The 15,767-nt window shown below is 72.3% G+C and carries 13 protein-coding genes; 6 read left to right on the top strand and 7 right to left on the bottom strand.

Translation table 11 applies throughout. From position 1 onward, the window contains the following. Nucleotides 1-46: 46 nt before the first annotated feature. From B9S64_RS22530 to B9S64_RS22510, 5 genes are read right to left on the bottom strand one after another with little or no spacing between them, the layout of a single operon-like run. Nucleotides 47-1,291, bottom strand: coding sequence for a styrene monooxygenase/indole monooxygenase family protein (locus B9S64_RS22530; RefSeq protein ID WP_103490832.1), 1,245 nt, complete (start codon nucleotides 1,289-1,291; stop codon nucleotides 47-49). 36 nt (nucleotides 1,292-1,327) lie between these two features. Beyond that, the gene (locus B9S64_RS22525; RefSeq protein WP_028438780.1) at nucleotides 1,328-1,978 is read right to left on the bottom strand and encodes an ATP/GTP-binding protein; all 651 of its coding nucleotides are present in this window, start codon (nucleotides 1,976-1,978) and stop codon (nucleotides 1,328-1,330) included. Beyond that, on the bottom strand, nucleotides 1,959-2,369 hold the full coding sequence (locus B9S64_RS22520; RefSeq protein ID WP_093530375.1) for a DUF742 domain-containing protein: 411 nt from the start codon (nucleotides 2,367-2,369) through the stop codon (nucleotides 1,959-1,961). Before B9S64_RS22520 ends, B9S64_RS22525 begins: the two co-directional genes overlap by 20 nt. Continuing rightward, nucleotides 2,366-2,845, bottom strand: coding sequence for a roadblock/LC7 domain-containing protein (locus tag B9S64_RS22515; RefSeq protein WP_028438782.1), 480 nt, complete (start codon nucleotides 2,843-2,845; stop codon nucleotides 2,366-2,368). The genes B9S64_RS22520 and B9S64_RS22515 overlap by 4 nt, the downstream gene beginning before the upstream one ends. After that, entirely contained in the window at nucleotides 2,842-5,877 is a 3,036-nt protein-coding gene (locus tag B9S64_RS22510) for a nitrate- and nitrite sensing domain-containing protein (protein WP_103504928.1), read from the bottom strand. Before B9S64_RS22510 ends, B9S64_RS22515 begins: the two co-directional genes overlap by 4 nt. 363 nt (nucleotides 5,878-6,240) lie before the next feature. Here B9S64_RS22510 and B9S64_RS22505 point away from each other — a divergent pair, with 363 nt between their 5' ends. Then, complete coding sequence (locus B9S64_RS22505; RefSeq protein WP_103490087.1) at nucleotides 6,241-7,026, top strand: hypothetical protein; 786 nt, start codon at nucleotides 6,241-6,243, stop codon at nucleotides 7,024-7,026. A gap of 83 nt (nucleotides 7,027-7,109) precedes the next feature. Here B9S64_RS22505 and B9S64_RS22500 read toward each other — a convergent pair whose 3' ends face one another. After that, on the bottom strand, nucleotides 7,110-7,592 hold the full coding sequence (locus tag B9S64_RS22500; protein WP_103504927.1) for a MarR family winged helix-turn-helix transcriptional regulator: 483 nt from the start codon (nucleotides 7,590-7,592) through the stop codon (nucleotides 7,110-7,112). 253 nt (nucleotides 7,593-7,845) lie between these two features. Between B9S64_RS22500 and B9S64_RS22495 the strand changes: the two genes are divergently transcribed. Beyond that, complete coding sequence (locus tag B9S64_RS22495) at nucleotides 7,846-8,682, top strand: lysozyme (protein WP_103489131.1); 837 nt, start codon at nucleotides 7,846-7,848, stop codon at nucleotides 8,680-8,682. Between the two features lie 255 nt (nucleotides 8,683-8,937). Next, the gene (locus B9S64_RS22490) at nucleotides 8,938-9,618 is read left to right on the top strand and encodes a polysaccharide deacetylase family protein (protein ID WP_239084852.1); all 681 of its coding nucleotides are present in this window, start codon (nucleotides 8,938-8,940) and stop codon (nucleotides 9,616-9,618) included. Between the two features lie 179 nt (nucleotides 9,619-9,797). Here B9S64_RS22490 and lon read toward each other — a convergent pair whose 3' ends face one another. Further along, a complete protein-coding gene (gene lon, locus B9S64_RS22485; protein ID WP_103489129.1) occupies nucleotides 9,798-12,236 on the bottom strand; it encodes an endopeptidase La in 2,439 nt (812 codons plus the stop codon). 591 nt (nucleotides 12,237-12,827) lie between these two features. Between lon and B9S64_RS22480 the strand changes: the two genes are divergently transcribed. The 3 genes from B9S64_RS22480 (at nucleotide 12,828) to B9S64_RS22470 (ending at nucleotide 15,557) form a co-directional block, all read left to right on the top strand. Next, nucleotides 12,828-13,511, top strand: a complete 684-nt coding sequence (locus B9S64_RS22480; protein ID WP_037882473.1) for a spermidine synthase — start codon at nucleotides 12,828-12,830, stop codon at nucleotides 13,509-13,511. Nucleotides 13,512-13,746: 235 nt separating this feature from the next. Further along, the gene (locus B9S64_RS22475; protein ID WP_028438790.1) at nucleotides 13,747-14,484 is read left to right on the top strand and encodes a response regulator transcription factor; all 738 of its coding nucleotides are present in this window, start codon (nucleotides 13,747-13,749) and stop codon (nucleotides 14,482-14,484) included. Beyond that, nucleotides 14,481-15,557 (top strand): ATP-binding protein, encoded by a 1,077-nt coding sequence (locus tag B9S64_RS22470; protein ID WP_028438791.1) that lies wholly within the window; start codon nucleotides 14,481-14,483, stop codon nucleotides 15,555-15,557. Before B9S64_RS22475 ends, B9S64_RS22470 begins: the two co-directional genes overlap by 4 nt. Nucleotides 15,558-15,767 lie beyond the last annotated feature (210 nt).

The raw sequence follows: 15,767 nt of genomic DNA, 5'->3' as shown, positions 1-15,767 counted from the left end.
CCGGGCGCCCCGCCCCGGCGACGGGCGGGGCGGGGCGTCCGGACGGTCAGGCCTGGGCGGCGGCCGTGACCTCGGCGAGGTAGGCGTTCGTCCGGTCCGGCTCGAAGAAGAAGTGGTCGAGGTCGGCCGGGTCGTTGAAGGCGTTGGCGAACCGGTCGGCGACCGGCTGGAGCTGACCGCCCGCGCCGATCAGGTTGAGCACGTGCTCCGGCGGCGGGGCCAGCATCGCGTTCGTCCACCGCACGACGTGCTGGGTCTTCTCCCAGTGCCGGTCGAAGGTGGCCTGCATCCAGGCGGCGTCGAACTCACGGTCGCCGTGCTCGATGATCGAGTGCAGGTAGGAGTGCGCGCACTTGGACGCGGTGTTGGAACCCTGCCCGGTGATCGGGTCGTTGGCGACGACCACGTCCCCCACCCCCAGGGCCAGGCCGCCGCCGGGCAGCCGGCCGACCGGGTTGCGGACGGTCGGGGCGTAGCGGCCGGCCAGGGTGCCGTTGGCGTCCGTCAGTTCGACCTTGGTGGCGCGGGCGTACTCCCAGGGGGTGAACCGCTCCATGAGCTCCAGGGTGGTGGCCAGGTGCTCCGAGGGGTCCTTGATGCCCCGGAAGACGTCCAGCGGGCCACCGGGCACGCCCTCCCAGAACAGGATGTCGGCGCGGCCGGACAGGGTGAGCGTCGGCATCACGAACAACTCGCCCACACCGGGGACCAGGTTGCAGCGGACCGCGTCGAAGTCCGGGTGCTCCGGGCGCGGGCCCATGCCGTGAACGTAGGCGACGGCGAGTGCGCGCTGCGGGGCGTCGTACGGCGAACGGGACGCGTCCCGGCCGAACATGGAGACCAGCTCGCCCTTACCGGCCGAGACCAGCACCAGGTCGTAGGTGCGGGAGAAGTAGTCCAGGTCGGAGACGGCCGCGCCGTGGATGACGAGCTGGCCGCCGCGCTGCGCGAAGGTCTCCATCCAGCCGGCCATCTTCACCCGCTGGTCCACCGACTGCGCGAACCCGTCGAGCCGGCCCACCCAGTCGACGGCCCGGCCGGAGTCGGGTCCGGCCACCGAGACACCGAGGCCCTCGATGCGGGGGGCCTGCGACTCCCAGAAGTCGAGCTGGAGTTCGCGCTCGTGCTCCAGCGCGGTGTGGAACATGCACTGGGTCGACATGACCCGGCCGGACCGGATCTCGTCGGCCGTGCGGTTGGACATGAGGGTGACCTCGTACCCGTGGGCCTGGAGGCCGAGGGCCAGTTGGAGACCGGACTGGCCTGCTCCGACTATGAGTATCTTCCGCATCGGGCTTCTCCGTTACGTGGACGTGGGGGGGTGCGCTTACGCGGGGGTGATGTCGAGTGCGTGGCCCACCAGGGCCAGCAGCGACTCCACGACAGTGATCTTCCTCCGCGCGTCCATGATCACCACAGGCACGTGCGGCGGAACGGTCAGCGCCTCCCTGACGTCCGCCTCCTCGTAACCGTCCGTCCCCTCGAAGTGGTTGACGGCGACGATGTACGGCAGCCCACAGCTCTCGAAGTAGTCGAGCGCGGGGAAGCAGTCGGCGAGGCGGCGGGTGTCGGCGAGGACGACCGCGCCGATCGCACCGCGCACCAGGTCGTCCCACATGAACCAGAAGCGCTCCTGGCCGGGGGTGCCGAAGACGTACAGCACGAGGTCGTCGTCGAGCGTGAGCCGACCGAAGTCCATCGCGACCGTGGTGGTCACCTTGTCCGGTGTGGCGCTGAGGTCGTCGGTCGCCTCGCTGGCCTGCGTCATCAGCGCCTCGGTCTGCAGCGGGGTCACCTCGGAGACCGAACTGACGAAGGTCGTCTTGCCGACGCCGAACCCGCCCGCCACCACGATCTTGGTCGCCACGGGCGCCCGGGTGTGGTCGAGCTGCCAGGCCTGTACCGCTTCCTCGGGCTGGTCCCGCGGCTCCTGCTGTCGCGGGGCGAAGAGCGGAGCCTCAGAGACGGCGGAGTCCATTGAGCACCCTTTCGAGCAGTGCGCGATCGGGCTGGCCGGTGCCGTGACCGGTCCCGTACACGCGGATCTTCCCCTGGTCGGCCAGGTCGCTGAGCAGCACCCGGACCACGCCGAGCGGCATCTTGAGCATGGCCGAGATCTCCGCGACCGTACGCATGCGGCGGCAGAGCTCCACGATGGCGCGCAGCTCCGGCATGACGCGTGCGAGGTTGCCGTTCGTCAGCTCGCGGCGCTCCTCCGGAGCCTCCAGCGCGGCCACGAAGGTCTCCACCAGCAGGACGTGGCCGAAGCGCGTCCGACCGCCGGTGAGGGAGTAGGGGCGCACACGCGCGGCTTTGCGGCCGGCGCCCCGCACGGGCAGTTTGCGTGCGGGCTCGGCGGCCGGCGTCACTGGGCGCTCTCCATCGACTTGCGCAGCTCGCTGCGGAGTTCGGGGGTGAGTACGTGTCCGGCGCGGCCGACGAAGAGCGCCATGTGGTAGGCGATGACGCTCATGTCGCAGTCGGGTGTGGCGTGCACTCCGAGGAGGGACCCGTCACTGATCGACATGACGAAGACGCTGCCCTCGTCCATGGCGACCATCGTCTGCTTGACCCCGCCGGCGTCCATCAGCTTGGCGGCGCCGGTGGTCAGCGAGGCGACGCCGGAGACGATGGTGGCGAGATCGGCGCTGGAACCCCGGGGGCCCCGCTTCGGTCCGGCCTCCCCGGCCGTGGCGAGGCCCGGGTCGGAGGACAGCAGCATGAGCCCGTCGGACGAGACGACGGTGACCGAGTGGACCCCTGGCACCTCCTCCACGAGATTGCTCAGCAACCAGTGAAGGTTCCGGGCCTCGGTGCTCAGCCCGAACGTGCTGGGAGCAGTCAACTGCGTGCCTCCTCGACAGTGTCCCCCGTCTCATCGGTCTCTGAAGTGTTCTCGGTCAGCTCGGCCTCGACGTCACGCCTGCCTTCCTTGGCCCCGCGGTGGAAGCCACCGAGCCTGCGGCGCAGGGCCTCCTTGTCCAGCGTGCCCGTGCGGTCGCCCGCCGGAACGGAGGGCGGATCGACGATCTTCGGCGTCCGCTTGGGCAGGCCCTTGTCGGTGAGCCGCTCGGGCACCGGGGCCGGGTCGGGGACCTCCTCGCCCAGGCCGGTGGCCGGCGCGGCGGGGGGCGGGGTCACGGGCTGCCGGGGGCCGGGAAGGGCGCCCGCGGCGGTGACTCCGGTGTCCGGGGCCGTGGCTCCGGGTGCCTCCGGGGGCGTGGTGGCGGCCGGGCTGTCGTCGGCCGCCCGCTCGTGGCGGTCGGGTCCGATGGCGTACGGGTCCGGGGCGCGCTGCGGTGAGGGCAGCCGGACCTGCATCGTGGTCTCGGGGTCCGACTCGACGTCCGACTCGGCGGGCGGGGCGGGCCGTGCGGCGGCCGGGGCGTCGGGGGCCTCGTCCGGGGCGGTGCCGTGCGCGGAGTCCTCGTCGGCCTGCGCGGCGGACGCGTCCGTGTCCGTGTCCGCGTCGGTGTCGGCGTCCGTCTCGCTGTCCGCGTCCGGGCCGGCCGATGAGCCGGCCTCCGCGGCCGCGTCCGGGCCGACCGGCTCCACGTCCTCGGCGGAGGCGGCGGGCTCCTCGGCGATGCCGGGAGCGGGCACCGTGTCGGTGCCCGTCTCACGGATCGTCCGCTCGGCGGCGGCGATCAGCGGGTCCTCGTCCTCCTGTTCCGACGAACGCGGAGGAAGGGCATTGGAGTTGGCCTCGGCTACCGATCCCGGGAGGTTGAGGGCCGGGGCGCCCCCGGGCATCTGCGCCGTGGGCGGGGAAGCGGCGGGCGGCGCCTTCGGCAGCAGGGCCTTGGGGAGCACCACGACGGCGGTCACCCCGCTCCCCGTCTGCTCGCGCAGCTCGACCCGTACCCCGTGGCGCGCGGCCAGCAGGGAGATGACCTGGAGGCCCAGTCCGGCTCCGTCCGCCGCCTGCTCACCGGCCTCGAAGGACGCCGGGTCGCTCAGCCGGGCATTCAGCTCGCCCATCCGGACCGTCGACATGCCGATGCCCTCGTCCTGTACGGAGAGCATCACCTCACCGGTCTCCAGCAGCCAGCCGGACAGCTCGACCGGGGAGTCCGGCGGCGAGAAGGAGGTCGCGTTCTCCAGGAGTTCGGCGACCAGGTGGCTCAGGTCGTCGGCGGCGAATCCGGCGATCTGGGCGTGCGGCGGCAGGGACTGGATGGTGACCCGCTCGTACCGCTCGATCTCGCTGACGGCGGCGCGCAGCACGTCCACGAGCGGGATCGGGCCCGCGTGCCCCTGGTTGTGCTCCGCCCCGGCCAGCACCAGCATGTTCTCGCTGTAGCGGCGCATGACGGTGGCCATGTGGTCGAGCTTGAACAGGGTGGAGAGGCGTTCCGGATCCTGCTCGCGCTCCTCCAGGCCCTCGATGACCGCGAGTTGGCGCTCGACGAGGCCCAGGGCGCGCAGCGACAGGTTGACGAAGGTGTGGTGGACGGTGTTCTTCAGCTGTTCCAGCTGTGTGGTCAGTTCCTCGACCGCGCCCTGGAGTTCCTCCCGGCGCACGGCCAAGGCCTGGCGGTCGGCGATCAGTTCACCGCGCTCGGACTCCAGGGTCCGCAGCCGGCCCGTGGCACCGTCCTGACGGAGCGCGCCCAGCGTGCTGTGCAGGGTGTTGATCGACCGTACGACCTGGGCGAACTCGTCGTTGCGCCCGGTGTAGCGGACCGGCTCGGCGGTCTCGGGCTCACCGGCGATCCGGGCGGCCCCGATCCGCAGCACCGCGAGCGGCTGGGTGAGGGTGCGGGCGACGGCGGTGGAGACGCCGACCGCGATCAGCAGGCAGCCGCCGAGCAGGGCCAGCCGGATCTCCAGGGCCGTGACGTCGTCGTCCCGCAGCGCCTCCAGCCGTTCGACCTGGGCCGTACCCAGGGCGGATTCGGCGCTGCGCATACGGTCGACCCGGGCGGAGAGCGCCGCCTGGACCTTCTTGGGGTCCGACTTGCGGTCGGAGTCGGACAGCTGGGGGCTGTCGGCCAGCCGGGTGAGGTACTTCTCCGCCGTGTTCACCTCGGGGCCGGTGACCGTGGAGGCCAGGCGGTTACGCGCGGCGGTCCCGGCGGCCTGGTCGAAGTCGGCGAGGGCGGCGAGTTCGCGCACCCGGGCCTGCTGGGCGGCGGCGCTCAGCTCGTCGCGGGTGCGGGTGTCGTCGCTGTCGCTCTCGTCCTGGCCCTGGACCGGCAGCCCGGTGAACGGGTCGGTCACGGGGTCGGCCGGCTTCGTACCGGGTACGGCGAGCGCGGCCAGCAGGAGGCCCCGGGTCGCGGACGCCTGCTCCACGGCGGCGCCGAGGGCGAGCGGGGCGCGGGTGGCGTCGGCGGCGCGCGGGGGCGTCTTCTCGGCGAGTTCCCCGGCGAGGCCCTGCAGCTTGGCGATGACGTCGGAGTACGCCTGGTAGGCCTCCATCGCCGAGCCCTTGCCGGTGAGAGCCTCACGGCGCAGCGAGGGAAGGGTGGACAGGTCGCGGCGCAGGGCGGCGGACGCGTCCGGGGTGATCTCGTCCACCTGCTGGTCGACCCGCGCGGCGGAGTCGGACGAGCCGCCCTCGCCGTCCTGGTCACGCCCTGCCGCGATGTGGGCGACGACCTCGTCGCGCTCGTCCGCGAGGGCGTGCGCGAGGGTGACCGCCTGCCGGTTCAGCTCGGCGAGCGTGACCAGCCGCTGTGACTCGTTGAGGTCGGCGGAGGCGTCGAGAGCCATCGGGGCACCCGCGGCGATCACGGTGATACCGACGACAGCCACGCCGGCGACCAGCCTGCTGCGTACCCGCACGGTCCGCTTGCCCGCGCCCGCGGCCGGAGGCGTCGCCCCGGACCCGTCTCGTGTGCTGTCCTTGCTCCGAGGCCGCTTCTTCTGCACCGGTGCTCGCAATCTTGACTCGTCCACCCATGAAGCAGAGATGACGCACGGTCACGTGTCGTAGGACGCCCCACCCCTGGTACGGCTTCCGACCATTCCAGCGCTTTTCGGAGGGGGGCGCGCATCAACCGCTCCGCCACTCGAACGAGTGAACATCACTCCTGAGTTGGCGAACAAGTCTCCCCAGAGCCAACCCTTGTCACACATCAGCCACCGGGTGGAACTTCCGCCCGCGCTTTGGCAGGATGCCCGCCCGCATATGCGCAGAGCCCATTCCCCCGCCCACCGGGCCACGCTGACCTGCTGGTACGGACCGGGCCCGGTGTCGTACGGGGCTGTGAACGCATCGTGCAGACTGACCGGATGCGCATCCAACTCGCCACCGAGCCGGGCCGCCCCGAACACCCCAACGAGGACTGGGCATCGACCGCCGTCCCCGCATCCGGCCTGGGTGGCGCCCTCGTCCTCCTCGACGGCGTCACCCCACCACCGGGCGACGACGGATGTGTGCACTCCGTGCCGTGGTTCACCGCCCGGCTGGGCGGCTCGCTGGTCGAACTGTCCGCTTCGCGGCGGGATCTGACGCTCACCGAGGTGCTCGCGGCGTCCATCCGGCGCACCGCCGACGCCCACCGCTCCTCGTGTGACCTTTCTCACGTGCGTACACCTCAGGCGACGGTGGTCCTGGCGCGTTGGGACGCCGAGCGGGTGGAACACCTGGTGCTCTCCGACTCGGTCCTGCTCCTTGAGGGGCCCGACGGCACGGTGTGCCCGGTCCTGGACGACCGTCTCGACCGGCTCCCGCCCGGCTCCCTGGTCTCCGAGGCCGTCACCGACGCGCGGGCGCGCAACAAGGAGGGGGGCTTCTTCACCGCCGCCGCCGACCCCGACGTGGCGTCACGCGCGGTGACCGGCAAGACGCCCCGCGCGGAGGTGCGGGCGCTGGCCGCCCTGACGGACGGGGCGAGCCGCTGGACGGAGACGTTCGGCGAGGGCGACTGGACGGCCGCGTTCGGGGTGGTGCGCGAGGAGGGGCCACAGGGACTGATCGACCGGGTCAGGAAGCTGGAGCGGGCCGACACCGACCGCGTCTTCCTGCGGCGCGGCAAGCGGCACGACGACGCGACGGCGGTACTGGCCGAGCTGTAGACCGGGGAGCCTCCGGTGCGGGACGCGGGGGCGTGAGCGGCGCGGGGCCGGGCGACGGCGCCCGCACCGCGCCCGCGCCCGCCTCAGTCCTCGGCGCGGGCGTTGAAGTGGTGCAGCAGCCGCGCCAGTTCCGCCACTTCCGCGCGGTCCCAGTCCGCCAGCTTGTCGGCGTAGCGGCCGCGCCGCGCGTCGCGGACCCGGCGGAAGCGGGCGAGCCCCTCGTCGGTGAGGTGGACGAGCGAGACCCGGCCGTCCGCCGGATCACTCTCACGGGCCACCAGACCGAGGGTCTCCAGGGCGTGCAGCTGGCGGCTCATGGTCGCCCGGCCGACCCCGAAGTAGGCGGCGAGGTCCGTGGGGCGCTGCCGCCCCGCCGACTCCAGACGCACCAGGAGACCGTAGGCGGCGGCTTCCAGATCCGGGTGGACCTCGCGGGCCATCTCCCCGGAGTTGGCCCGCGCCCGGCGCAGGAAGACCGCCAACTCCCGCTCCAGTGCGAGGAATTCGTGGTCCACACCACTCCTGGCCGCCGCACCCGGTTCACCGCCGCTTTCGCTCCCGTGCACGTCAGCACCCCTCACACGCTTTCCGGCCGATGAAAGTTTCCGCCAACCGCGGCCATCACCGCAGCTCGGCCAGTATTTCGCAGGAGTAGACCTCCGGCGACGACCGGGCCCCCTTCCGCCGGACGGGTCTACGTGCGTAGCGTCAGGGATGCCAGGGATGGCATGTTCACACCATGGCGCCCGCCCCACAGGAGTGTCCCGCACCCGCTCCTGGGTCATGAGCTCCCCCCACCGAGCCTTCGGAGGCACGCAGATGCCCGTGCACAGATCCGGAACCGCCCAGACCTCCCGCCGCCGCCTCGCCGCGGCCGGCGCGCTCCTCTCCTCCCTCGCCCTCCTGCTCGCCCTGCCCGGCGCCGCGTCCGGCGCCGACGTCCCCGAGCGGGGTACGGCGAGGATGGGCCAGGGCGTGATCGCGCACGACGGCCGGCAGGCCGGCAGCCCCGCCCGCGTCGCCGCGGCCGCGCAGACCGAGGGCGTGGACGTCAGCGGGCACCAGGGCAACGTCGCCTGGTCGACCCTCTGGAACAGCGGCGTGAAGTGGGCCTACGTGAAGGCCACCGAGGGGACGTACTACAAGAACGAGTACTTCGCCCAGCAGTACAACGGCTCCTACAACGTGGGCATGATCCGCGGCTCGTACCACTTCGCCACCCCGGACACGACCAGCGGCGCGGCTCAGGCCAACTACTTCGTGGACAACGGCGGCGGCTGGTCGCGGGACGGCAAGACCCTGCCCGGCGTGCTGGACATCGAGTGGAACCCGTACGGCGCGCAGTGCTACGGCAAGACGCAGGCCGCCATGGTCGCCTGGATCCGCGACTTCGTGAACACCTACAAGGCCCGCACCGGGCGCGACGCGGTCATCTACACCGCGACCAGCTGGTGGAAGGACTGCACCGGCAACAACGCGGGCTTCGGCACCACCAACCCGCTCTGGGTGGCCCGTTACGCCGCGGCGGTCGGTGAACTGCCGGCCGGCTGGGGCTTCTACACGATGTGGCAGTACACCTCGTCCGGCCCCACGGTCGGCGACCACGACCACTTCAACGGCGCCCTGGACCGGGTGCAGGCGCTCGCCAACGGCTGACCCGCACCGCCCGCGACACTCCCCGCACCGACCGAGCCCCGATGGCCGAATCCGGCCGCCGGGGCTCGGTACCGTCGGGGCACCCCCACTATGCACGCTGGGTATACCCGCTGTGTAGAGTCACGGCGTACCGCGCCACCAGGGCGCGGATCTGCTCCGGGAGTGACCGCTGTGCCCAGGAAGACGACGCCGCTCGGTACGGGGTTGGCCGCCGCCCTTGTGACCGTCCTCACTCTTTCGCTGGGCGGCTGCTCCATGGAGACGACCGCTCCCGGTTCCGCCCGCGCCGACGCCGCGTCCGACGCCAAGGGGGCGTTCGGCTCCGTGGACTGCCGCAAGGCGAAGTGCATCGCGCTGACCTTCGACGCCGGGCCCGGCGAGGACACCCCGCACCTGCTGGACGTCCTGAAGGAGAAGAAGGTCCCGGCGACGTTCTTCCTGCTGGGCAAGAACCATGTGCTCAAGCACCCGGACACCGTGCGCCGCATCGAGGCGGAGGGGCACGAGGTCGCCAACCACACCTGGTCGCACGAGATCCTGACGGACAAGAAGCCCGACGAGATCCGCGCCGAACTGGAGAAGACCCAGGACGCGATAGCGGAGATCACGGGCAAGAAGCCCCGGCTGATGCGTCCGCCGCAGGGCCGGACCGACGACACGGTCTCCGAGATCAGCAAGGAGCTGGGCCTCTCCCAGATCCTGTGGAGCACGACCGCCAAGGACTACTCGACCAACGACTCCGCGCTGATCCGGAAGCGGACGCTCGACCAGGCGGACCGGGACGGGATCATCCTGCTGCACGACATCTACAAGGGGACGGTCCCCGCGGTGCCCGGCATCATCGACGCGTTGCGGAAGGACGGCTACACCTTCGTGACCGTGCCCCAGCTGATGGCGCCCGCCGAGCCGGAGCCCGGCACGATCTACCGCCCCTGATCCGCCGCCCGCCGTGACGCGGCGTCCGCCGCCCCGGTACGGTCCACCCGGCCTGGGCCGGCGCCCCGTCGCACCCGGTCCGCGCGGCGGCACGCGGAACGGCCCGCCCTCCCTTCGGGGAGGAGCGGGCCGTCCGTACCGGCCGTGTCCGTGGCGCCGCGTCCGTCACGGCGTGGCGCCTACGCCGCGGCCGGGACCCTTTCGCCGGTCTCGGCCGAGGCCGGGGTCAGGGCGATCTCCAGCACCTGGCGGACGTCGGTGACCGGGTGGACCTCCAGGGTGTCGAGCACCTCCGCCGGGACGTCGTCCAGGTCGGCCTCGTTCCGCTTGGGGATCACCACGGTGGTGATGCCCGCCCGGTGCGCGGCCAGCAGCTTCTGCTTCACGCCGCCGATGGGCAGCACCCGTCCGGTCAGCGAGACCTCACCGGTCATCGCCACGTCCGTGCGGACCAGCCGCCCGGACAGCAGTGAGGCCAGCGCCGTGGTCATGGTGACACCGGCGCTCGGGCCGTCCTTGGGGACCGCGCCCGCCGGGAAGTGGATGTGCGCGCCCCGGTCCTTGAGGTCGGCGACCGGAAGCTCCAGCTCCGCGCCGTGCGACCGCAGGAAGCTGAGGGCGATCTGCGCGCTCTCCTTCATCACGTCGCCCAGCTGACCGGTCAGGGTCAGCCCGGACGCCCCGGTCTCCGGGTCGGCCAGCGACGCCTCGACGTACAGCACGTCGCCGCCCGCTCCGGTGACCGCCAGACCGGTGGCCACCCCGGGCACCGCGGTGCGGCGCTCCGCCGGGTCCTGGGCGGACTCGGGCACATGGTGGGGGCGCCCGATCAGACCCCTCAGGTCGGCGTCGGTCACCCTGAACGGCAGGTCCCGGTCACCCAGTTCGTGCTGGGCCGCGACCTTGCGGAGCAGCCGGGCGACCGCCCGCTCCAGATTCCGTACGCCCGCTTCCCGGGTGTACTCGCCGGCCAGCCTGCGCAGCGCGGACTCCTCCAGGCTCACTTCGTCCGCCTCCAGACCGGCCCGCTCCAGCTGGCGCGGGAGCAGGTGGTCTCGGGCGATGACGACCTTCTCGTCCTCGGTGTAGCCGTCGAGGCGGACCAGCTCCATACGGTCGAGCAGGGCCTCCGGGATGGCTTCGAGGACGTTGGCCGTGGCCAGGAACACCACGTCGCTCAGGTCGAGTTCGACCTCCAGATAGTGGTCGCGGAACGTGTGGTTCTGTGCCGGGTCCAGCACCTCCAGCAGGGCCGCGGCGGGGTCGCCGCGGAAGTCCGAGCCGACCTTGTCGATCTCGTCGAGCAGGACGACCGGGTTCATCGAACCGGCCTCCTTGATCGCCCGCACGATGCGTCCGGGCAGCGCCCCGACGTACGTACGCCGGTGGCCCCGGATCTCCGCCTCGTCGCGGACACCGCCGAGCGCGACGCGGACGAAGCTGCGGCCCATGGCGTGGGCGACGCTCTCACCGAGCGAGGTCTTGCCGACGCCGGGCGGGCCGACCAGCGCCAGCACGGCACCGCCGCGCCGGCCGCCGACGACGCCCAGCCCCCGGTCGGCACGCCGCTTGCGCACCGCGAGGTACTCGGTGATGCGCTCCTTGACGTCCGCCAGGCCCGCGTGTTCGGCGTCCAGGATCTCCCGGGCGCCCTTGATGTCGTAGGCGTCCTCGGTCCGCTCGGTCCAGGGCAGTTCGAGGACGGTGTCCAGCCAGGTCCGGATCCAGGAGCCCTCGGGGCTCTGGTCGGAGGCCCGCTCCAGCTTCTCGACCTCCTTGAGCGCGGCCTCGCGGACGTGCCCGGGCAGGTCGGCGGCCTCGACACGGGCCCGGTAGTCGTCGGACTCGTCCTCCGGGTCGCCGTTGAGCTCGGAGAGCTCCTTGCGGACGGCGTCGAGCTGGCGCCGCAGCAGGAACTCGCGCTGCTGCTTGTCCACGCCCTCCTGGACGTCCTTGGCGATGGACTCGGCGACGTCCTGCTCGGCGAGGTGTTCGCTCAGCCACTGGATGGCGAGCTTCAGCCGGGCGACCGGGTCGACCGTCTCCAGCAGGCGCACCTTCTGGGCGGTGGTCAGGAACGGCGAGTACCCGGAGTTGTCGGCGAGGGCCGAGATGTCGTCGATCTGCTGGACACGGTCCACGACCTGCCAGGCACCACGCTTCTTCAGCCAGCTGGTGGCGAGTGCCTTGTACTCCTTGACCAGCTCGGCGGCGGCGCCGGGGGCGGTTCCTCCCCGGCCGGGCGCGGGCACCTCGATCCGGGTGCCCTCCACCCACAGCGCGCTTCCCGGCCCGCTGGTCCCGGCACCGATCCGTACGCGGTCGCGGGCCCGGATGAGCGCACCGGGGTCACCGTCGGAGAGCCGGCCGACCTGTTCGACGGTGCCCAGGACGCCGGTCCCGGTGTAGTTCCCGTCGATCCTCGGTACGAGCAGCACCTCGGGCTTGCCTCCGCCGGGCCGCGCGACGGCCTGGGCGGCCTCGACGGCGGCGCGCACCTCCGCGTCGGACAGGTCGAGCGGGACCACCATCCCCGGCAGCACGACCTCGTCGTCGAGCGGCAGCACGGGCAGGTCGATCGGGGTGGACGCCCGGGACGCGTTGGACTCAGTAGTCATGATCTCCCCTTCGGCAGGCAAGTTGAGTTATGCAGACTCAATGCTTGTGAGCCGCCGAATGTTCCCCACCCTGTGTTCGCTCTCAGCGATATCTGGTGCCTGCTGGCCGCAGGACCGTTCCCAGGTGGCCCGCGGCGTAGAACGCGGCGTGCGCCGAGGGGATTCCCGCACGCGCGGAGCCCGCCCCCGCGACGCCTGGAGCGGCCTCCGGGGCGGTCACCGACTCCGGGGCCCGGCCGGCCGGCGGCGGTGGCCGGACCGTCCGGTGACCCCGGCGACGGCCGCCGCACCGGGGAGCCGCTTTTCAGCCACACCCGGATCGCCGGGGGCCGTTCGCCGGCCGTTGCCGCCGGCCGCCGCTCCGCGGCCGTGACGCCCGCGCGGGCCGGCCCGTGGAAGCGGCCCGGCGGGACGGCTGGGGCAGACCTCTGCCGACGCCCCGGAGGGCCCTTCCGGCCGGCGGCCCCGGCGAACCCACCCTGGGCACAGGCGTTCCCCCCGCCCCGGCCGGGAATTCGCTGGCCCGGCAGGGGACTTGCCGGAAGGATGGGCGAAACCGTGCCCGCCGACCGGAGACCGGAGACCGCGTACATGCCCGCCACCCACCTCACCGGCCCCGTCACCCTCGACCGGCGCGAGGGGCCGTACGGCGAAGTCGTGCTGCGGCAGCGCGGCGACGACTTCGAGATCATCGCCAACGGGTGCTTCCTGATGGACACCTCCGACGGCCGCTCCGAGCGGCTGCTCGTGGACGCCGCGCTGGCCGCCCTGCCCGACGGGCGCCCGGACCCCGGTGTGCTCATCGGGGGGCTCGGGGTGGGCTTCTCACTCGTCCGGGCCGCCGCCGCTCCGCGCTGGGGGCGGATCGCGGTCGCCGAGCGGGAACAGGCCATCGTCGACTGGCACCTCGACGGTCCGCTCGGCCGGATCTCCGGCGCGGCGCTCGCCGATCCGCGTACCGAGATCCTCCGCGTGGACCTCGTCACCCACCTCCACACGACCACGGAGCGTTACGACGCACTGTGCCTGGACATCGACAACGGCCCCGACTGGACCGTCACGGAGGACAACGAGAGCCTCTACTCACCCGCCGGACTGGCCGCCTGCCGGGCGTCTCTGACGCCCGGTGGGGTGCTCGCGGTGTGGTCCGCGCGACCCTCCGCGGCGTTCGAGGACGCCTTGCGGAATGCCGGGTTCCACGCGGTACGGACCGAAGAAGTAGCCGTTGCCCGAGGTGTTCCGGACGTGGTGCATCTCGCGTCGCGCGGGGACTGAACCCCCCACCCGGTATGCGGCGCCCCGGCCCCCCAAGGGACGAGCGCCGCACGGCCCCCGGTCCGCCCCCGCGACGACGGCCGCTCCGGGACGCCGGGCAACACCCTGCGTAGCCGGAAGCCCTCCTCTCCCCTTACGCTGCTGAGCGGCACAGGGGCTGTGACCCAAGAAATCCACGAGCGATAACCGCGTCTCCGGGGGCATGTCCCCCGCGAGAACGGGCAGGGGCGGGGCGATGGAACAGACACACACCACCCACAACGGCGTCGCGGCCACCCCCGGGGCCCAGCGCCGGGTCCTGGTGGTCGAGGACGACCCGACGATCGTCGACGCCATCTCCGCCCGTCTGCGGGCCGAGGGCTTCCTGGTGCAGACGGCACTGGACGGGCCCGCGGCCGTGGACGCGGCGGAGGCGTGGCAGCCGGACCTGATGGTGCTCGACATCATGCTTCCGGGCTTCGACGGCCTGGAGGTCTGCCGCCGGGTGCAGGCCCAGCGGCCCGTGCCGGTGCTGATGCTGACCGCACGCGACGACGAGACCGACATGCTGGTCGGGCTCGGGGTCGGCGCCGACGACTACATGACGAAGCCGTTCTCCATGCGCGAGCTGGCCGCGCGGGTGCACGTGCTGCTGCGCCGGGTCGAGCGGGCCGCGCTGGCCGCCGTCACGCCCCGCAGCGGCATCCTGCGCCTGGGCGAGCTGGAGATCGACCACGCGCAGCGCCGGGTCCGGGTGCGCGCGGAGGACGTCCACCTCACCCCGACCGAGTTCGACCTGCTGGTCTGCCTGGCCAACACCCCGCGCGCGGTGCTCTCCCGGGAGCAGTTGCTCGCCGAGGTGTGGGACTGGGCGGACGCCTCCGGGACGCGCACGGTCGACAGCCACATCAAGGCGTTGCGCAGGAAGATCGGCGCCGAGCGGATCCGTACCGTGCACGGCGTCGGCTACGCCCTGGAGACCCCCGCGCCATGACCCGGCCCGGCTCCGGACTGCGGCCCTTCTCGATCAAGGCGAAGCTCGGCACGCTCGTGGTGGTGTCGGTGTTCATCACCACCGGACTGCTGATCGTCGCCCTGCGCACCCGGACGGAGTTCCGGTTCATCACCGTCTTCTCGGTGATCGCGACCCTGCTCATCACCCAGTTCGTGGCGCACGGGCTGACCGCGCCGCTGGACGAGATGAGGGCCGTGGCCCGGTCGATCTCGCACGGCGACTACACGCGGCGGGTGAGCGGGGCCGGGCGCCGTGACGAGCTGGGGGACCTCGCCCAGACGATCAACCGCATGGCCGACGACCTGGAGGCGGAGGACCGGCACCGCAAGGAGCTGGTGGCCAACGTCTCCCACGAGCTGCGGACCCCGATCGCCGCGCTCAGAGCCGTCCTGGAGAACGTGGTGGACGGGGTGTCCGCCGCCGACCCGGAGACCATGCGTACCGCGCTGAAGCAGACGGAGCGCCTGGGACGGCTGGTGGAGACCCTGCTGGACCTCTCGCGCCTCGACAACGGCGTGGTGACGCTCAAGGCGAGCCGCTTCGAGGTCTGGCCGTACCTGTCGGGCGTGCTGAAGGAGGCGAACCTCGCGGCCACCCAGCGCCGGCTCTCCTCCGGTTCCGGCAACCACTCCCGTACGGACGTCCATCTCCACCTCGACGTCTCACCACCCGAGCTGACCGCGCACGCGGACGCGGAGCGGCTGCACCAGGTGGTCGCCAACCTCATCGACAACGCCGTCAAACACAGCCCGCCGCACGGCCGTGTCACGGTGCTGGCGCGGCGCGGGCGGTACCCGGAGTCGCTGGAGCTGGAGGTCGCCGACGAGGGTCCGGGCATCCCGGAGGCCGAGCGCCACCGGGTCTTCGAGCGCTTCAACCGGGGCCAGACTCCGTCCCCGCAGGGCCCCGGCAGCGACGGCGGTACGGGACTGGGCCTGGCCATCGCCCGCTGGGCGGTCGATCTGCACGGGGGACGTATCGGTGTGGCCGAATCAGCTCGCGGCTGCCGGATACAGGTCACACTTCCGGGCAATCCACGGTTGCGTGGTTGACCCGGAGTTCGATCCGGAGGGCCAGGTTCTCCGTCCTGACCAGGAACGAGATACGGTCCAAGGGGCCGGACCTCGGCCTCGCGTACCGAAGTGCAGCGGAACCCCGCTTGTTTCCCGCCATTTCATGCGCCGAAACCCGGCTTCAGATGTGATGTGCACGACGAAGACCGGCCCGGCCTGCACGTAACGGCTCAGGGGGCGTAGCCTTGA

Origin of the sequence: Streptomyces sp. SM18 (genome assembly GCF_002910775.2) — a bacterium.
In the GTDB taxonomy this organism is placed as follows: Bacteria; Actinomycetota; Actinomycetes; order Streptomycetales; family Streptomycetaceae; genus Streptomyces; species Streptomyces halstedii.
This window is presented reverse-complemented; position numbering and strand designations above follow the sequence as displayed.

Bases quoted from the DNA above. Each gene is read 5' to 3' on its own strand.
- B9S64_RS22530 (WP_103490832.1), bottom strand. From the start codon at position 1,291: ATGCGGAAGATACTCATAGTCGGAGCAGGCCAGTCCGGTCTCCAACTG.
- B9S64_RS22525 (WP_028438780.1), bottom strand. From the start codon at position 1,978: ATGGACTCCGCCGTCTCTGAGGCTCCGCTCTTCGCCCCGCGACAGCAG.
- B9S64_RS22505 (WP_103490087.1), top strand. From the start codon at position 6,241: ATGCGCATCCAACTCGCCACCGAGCCGGGCCGCCCCGAACACCCCAAC.
- B9S64_RS22495 (WP_103489131.1), top strand. From the start codon at position 7,846: ATGCCCGTGCACAGATCCGGAACCGCCCAGACCTCCCGCCGCCGCCTC.
- B9S64_RS22490 (WP_239084852.1), top strand. From the start codon at position 8,938: ATGGAGACGACCGCTCCCGGTTCCGCCCGCGCCGACGCCGCGTCCGAC.
- lon (WP_103489129.1), bottom strand. From the start codon at position 12,236: ATGACTACTGAGTCCAACGCGTCCCGGGCGTCCACCCCGATCGACCTG.
- B9S64_RS22480 (WP_037882473.1), top strand. From the start codon at position 12,828: ATGCCCGCCACCCACCTCACCGGCCCCGTCACCCTCGACCGGCGCGAG.
- B9S64_RS22475 (WP_028438790.1), top strand. From the start codon at position 13,747: ATGGAACAGACACACACCACCCACAACGGCGTCGCGGCCACCCCCGGG.
- B9S64_RS22470 (WP_028438791.1), top strand. From the start codon at position 14,481: ATGACCCGGCCCGGCTCCGGACTGCGGCCCTTCTCGATCAAGGCGAAG.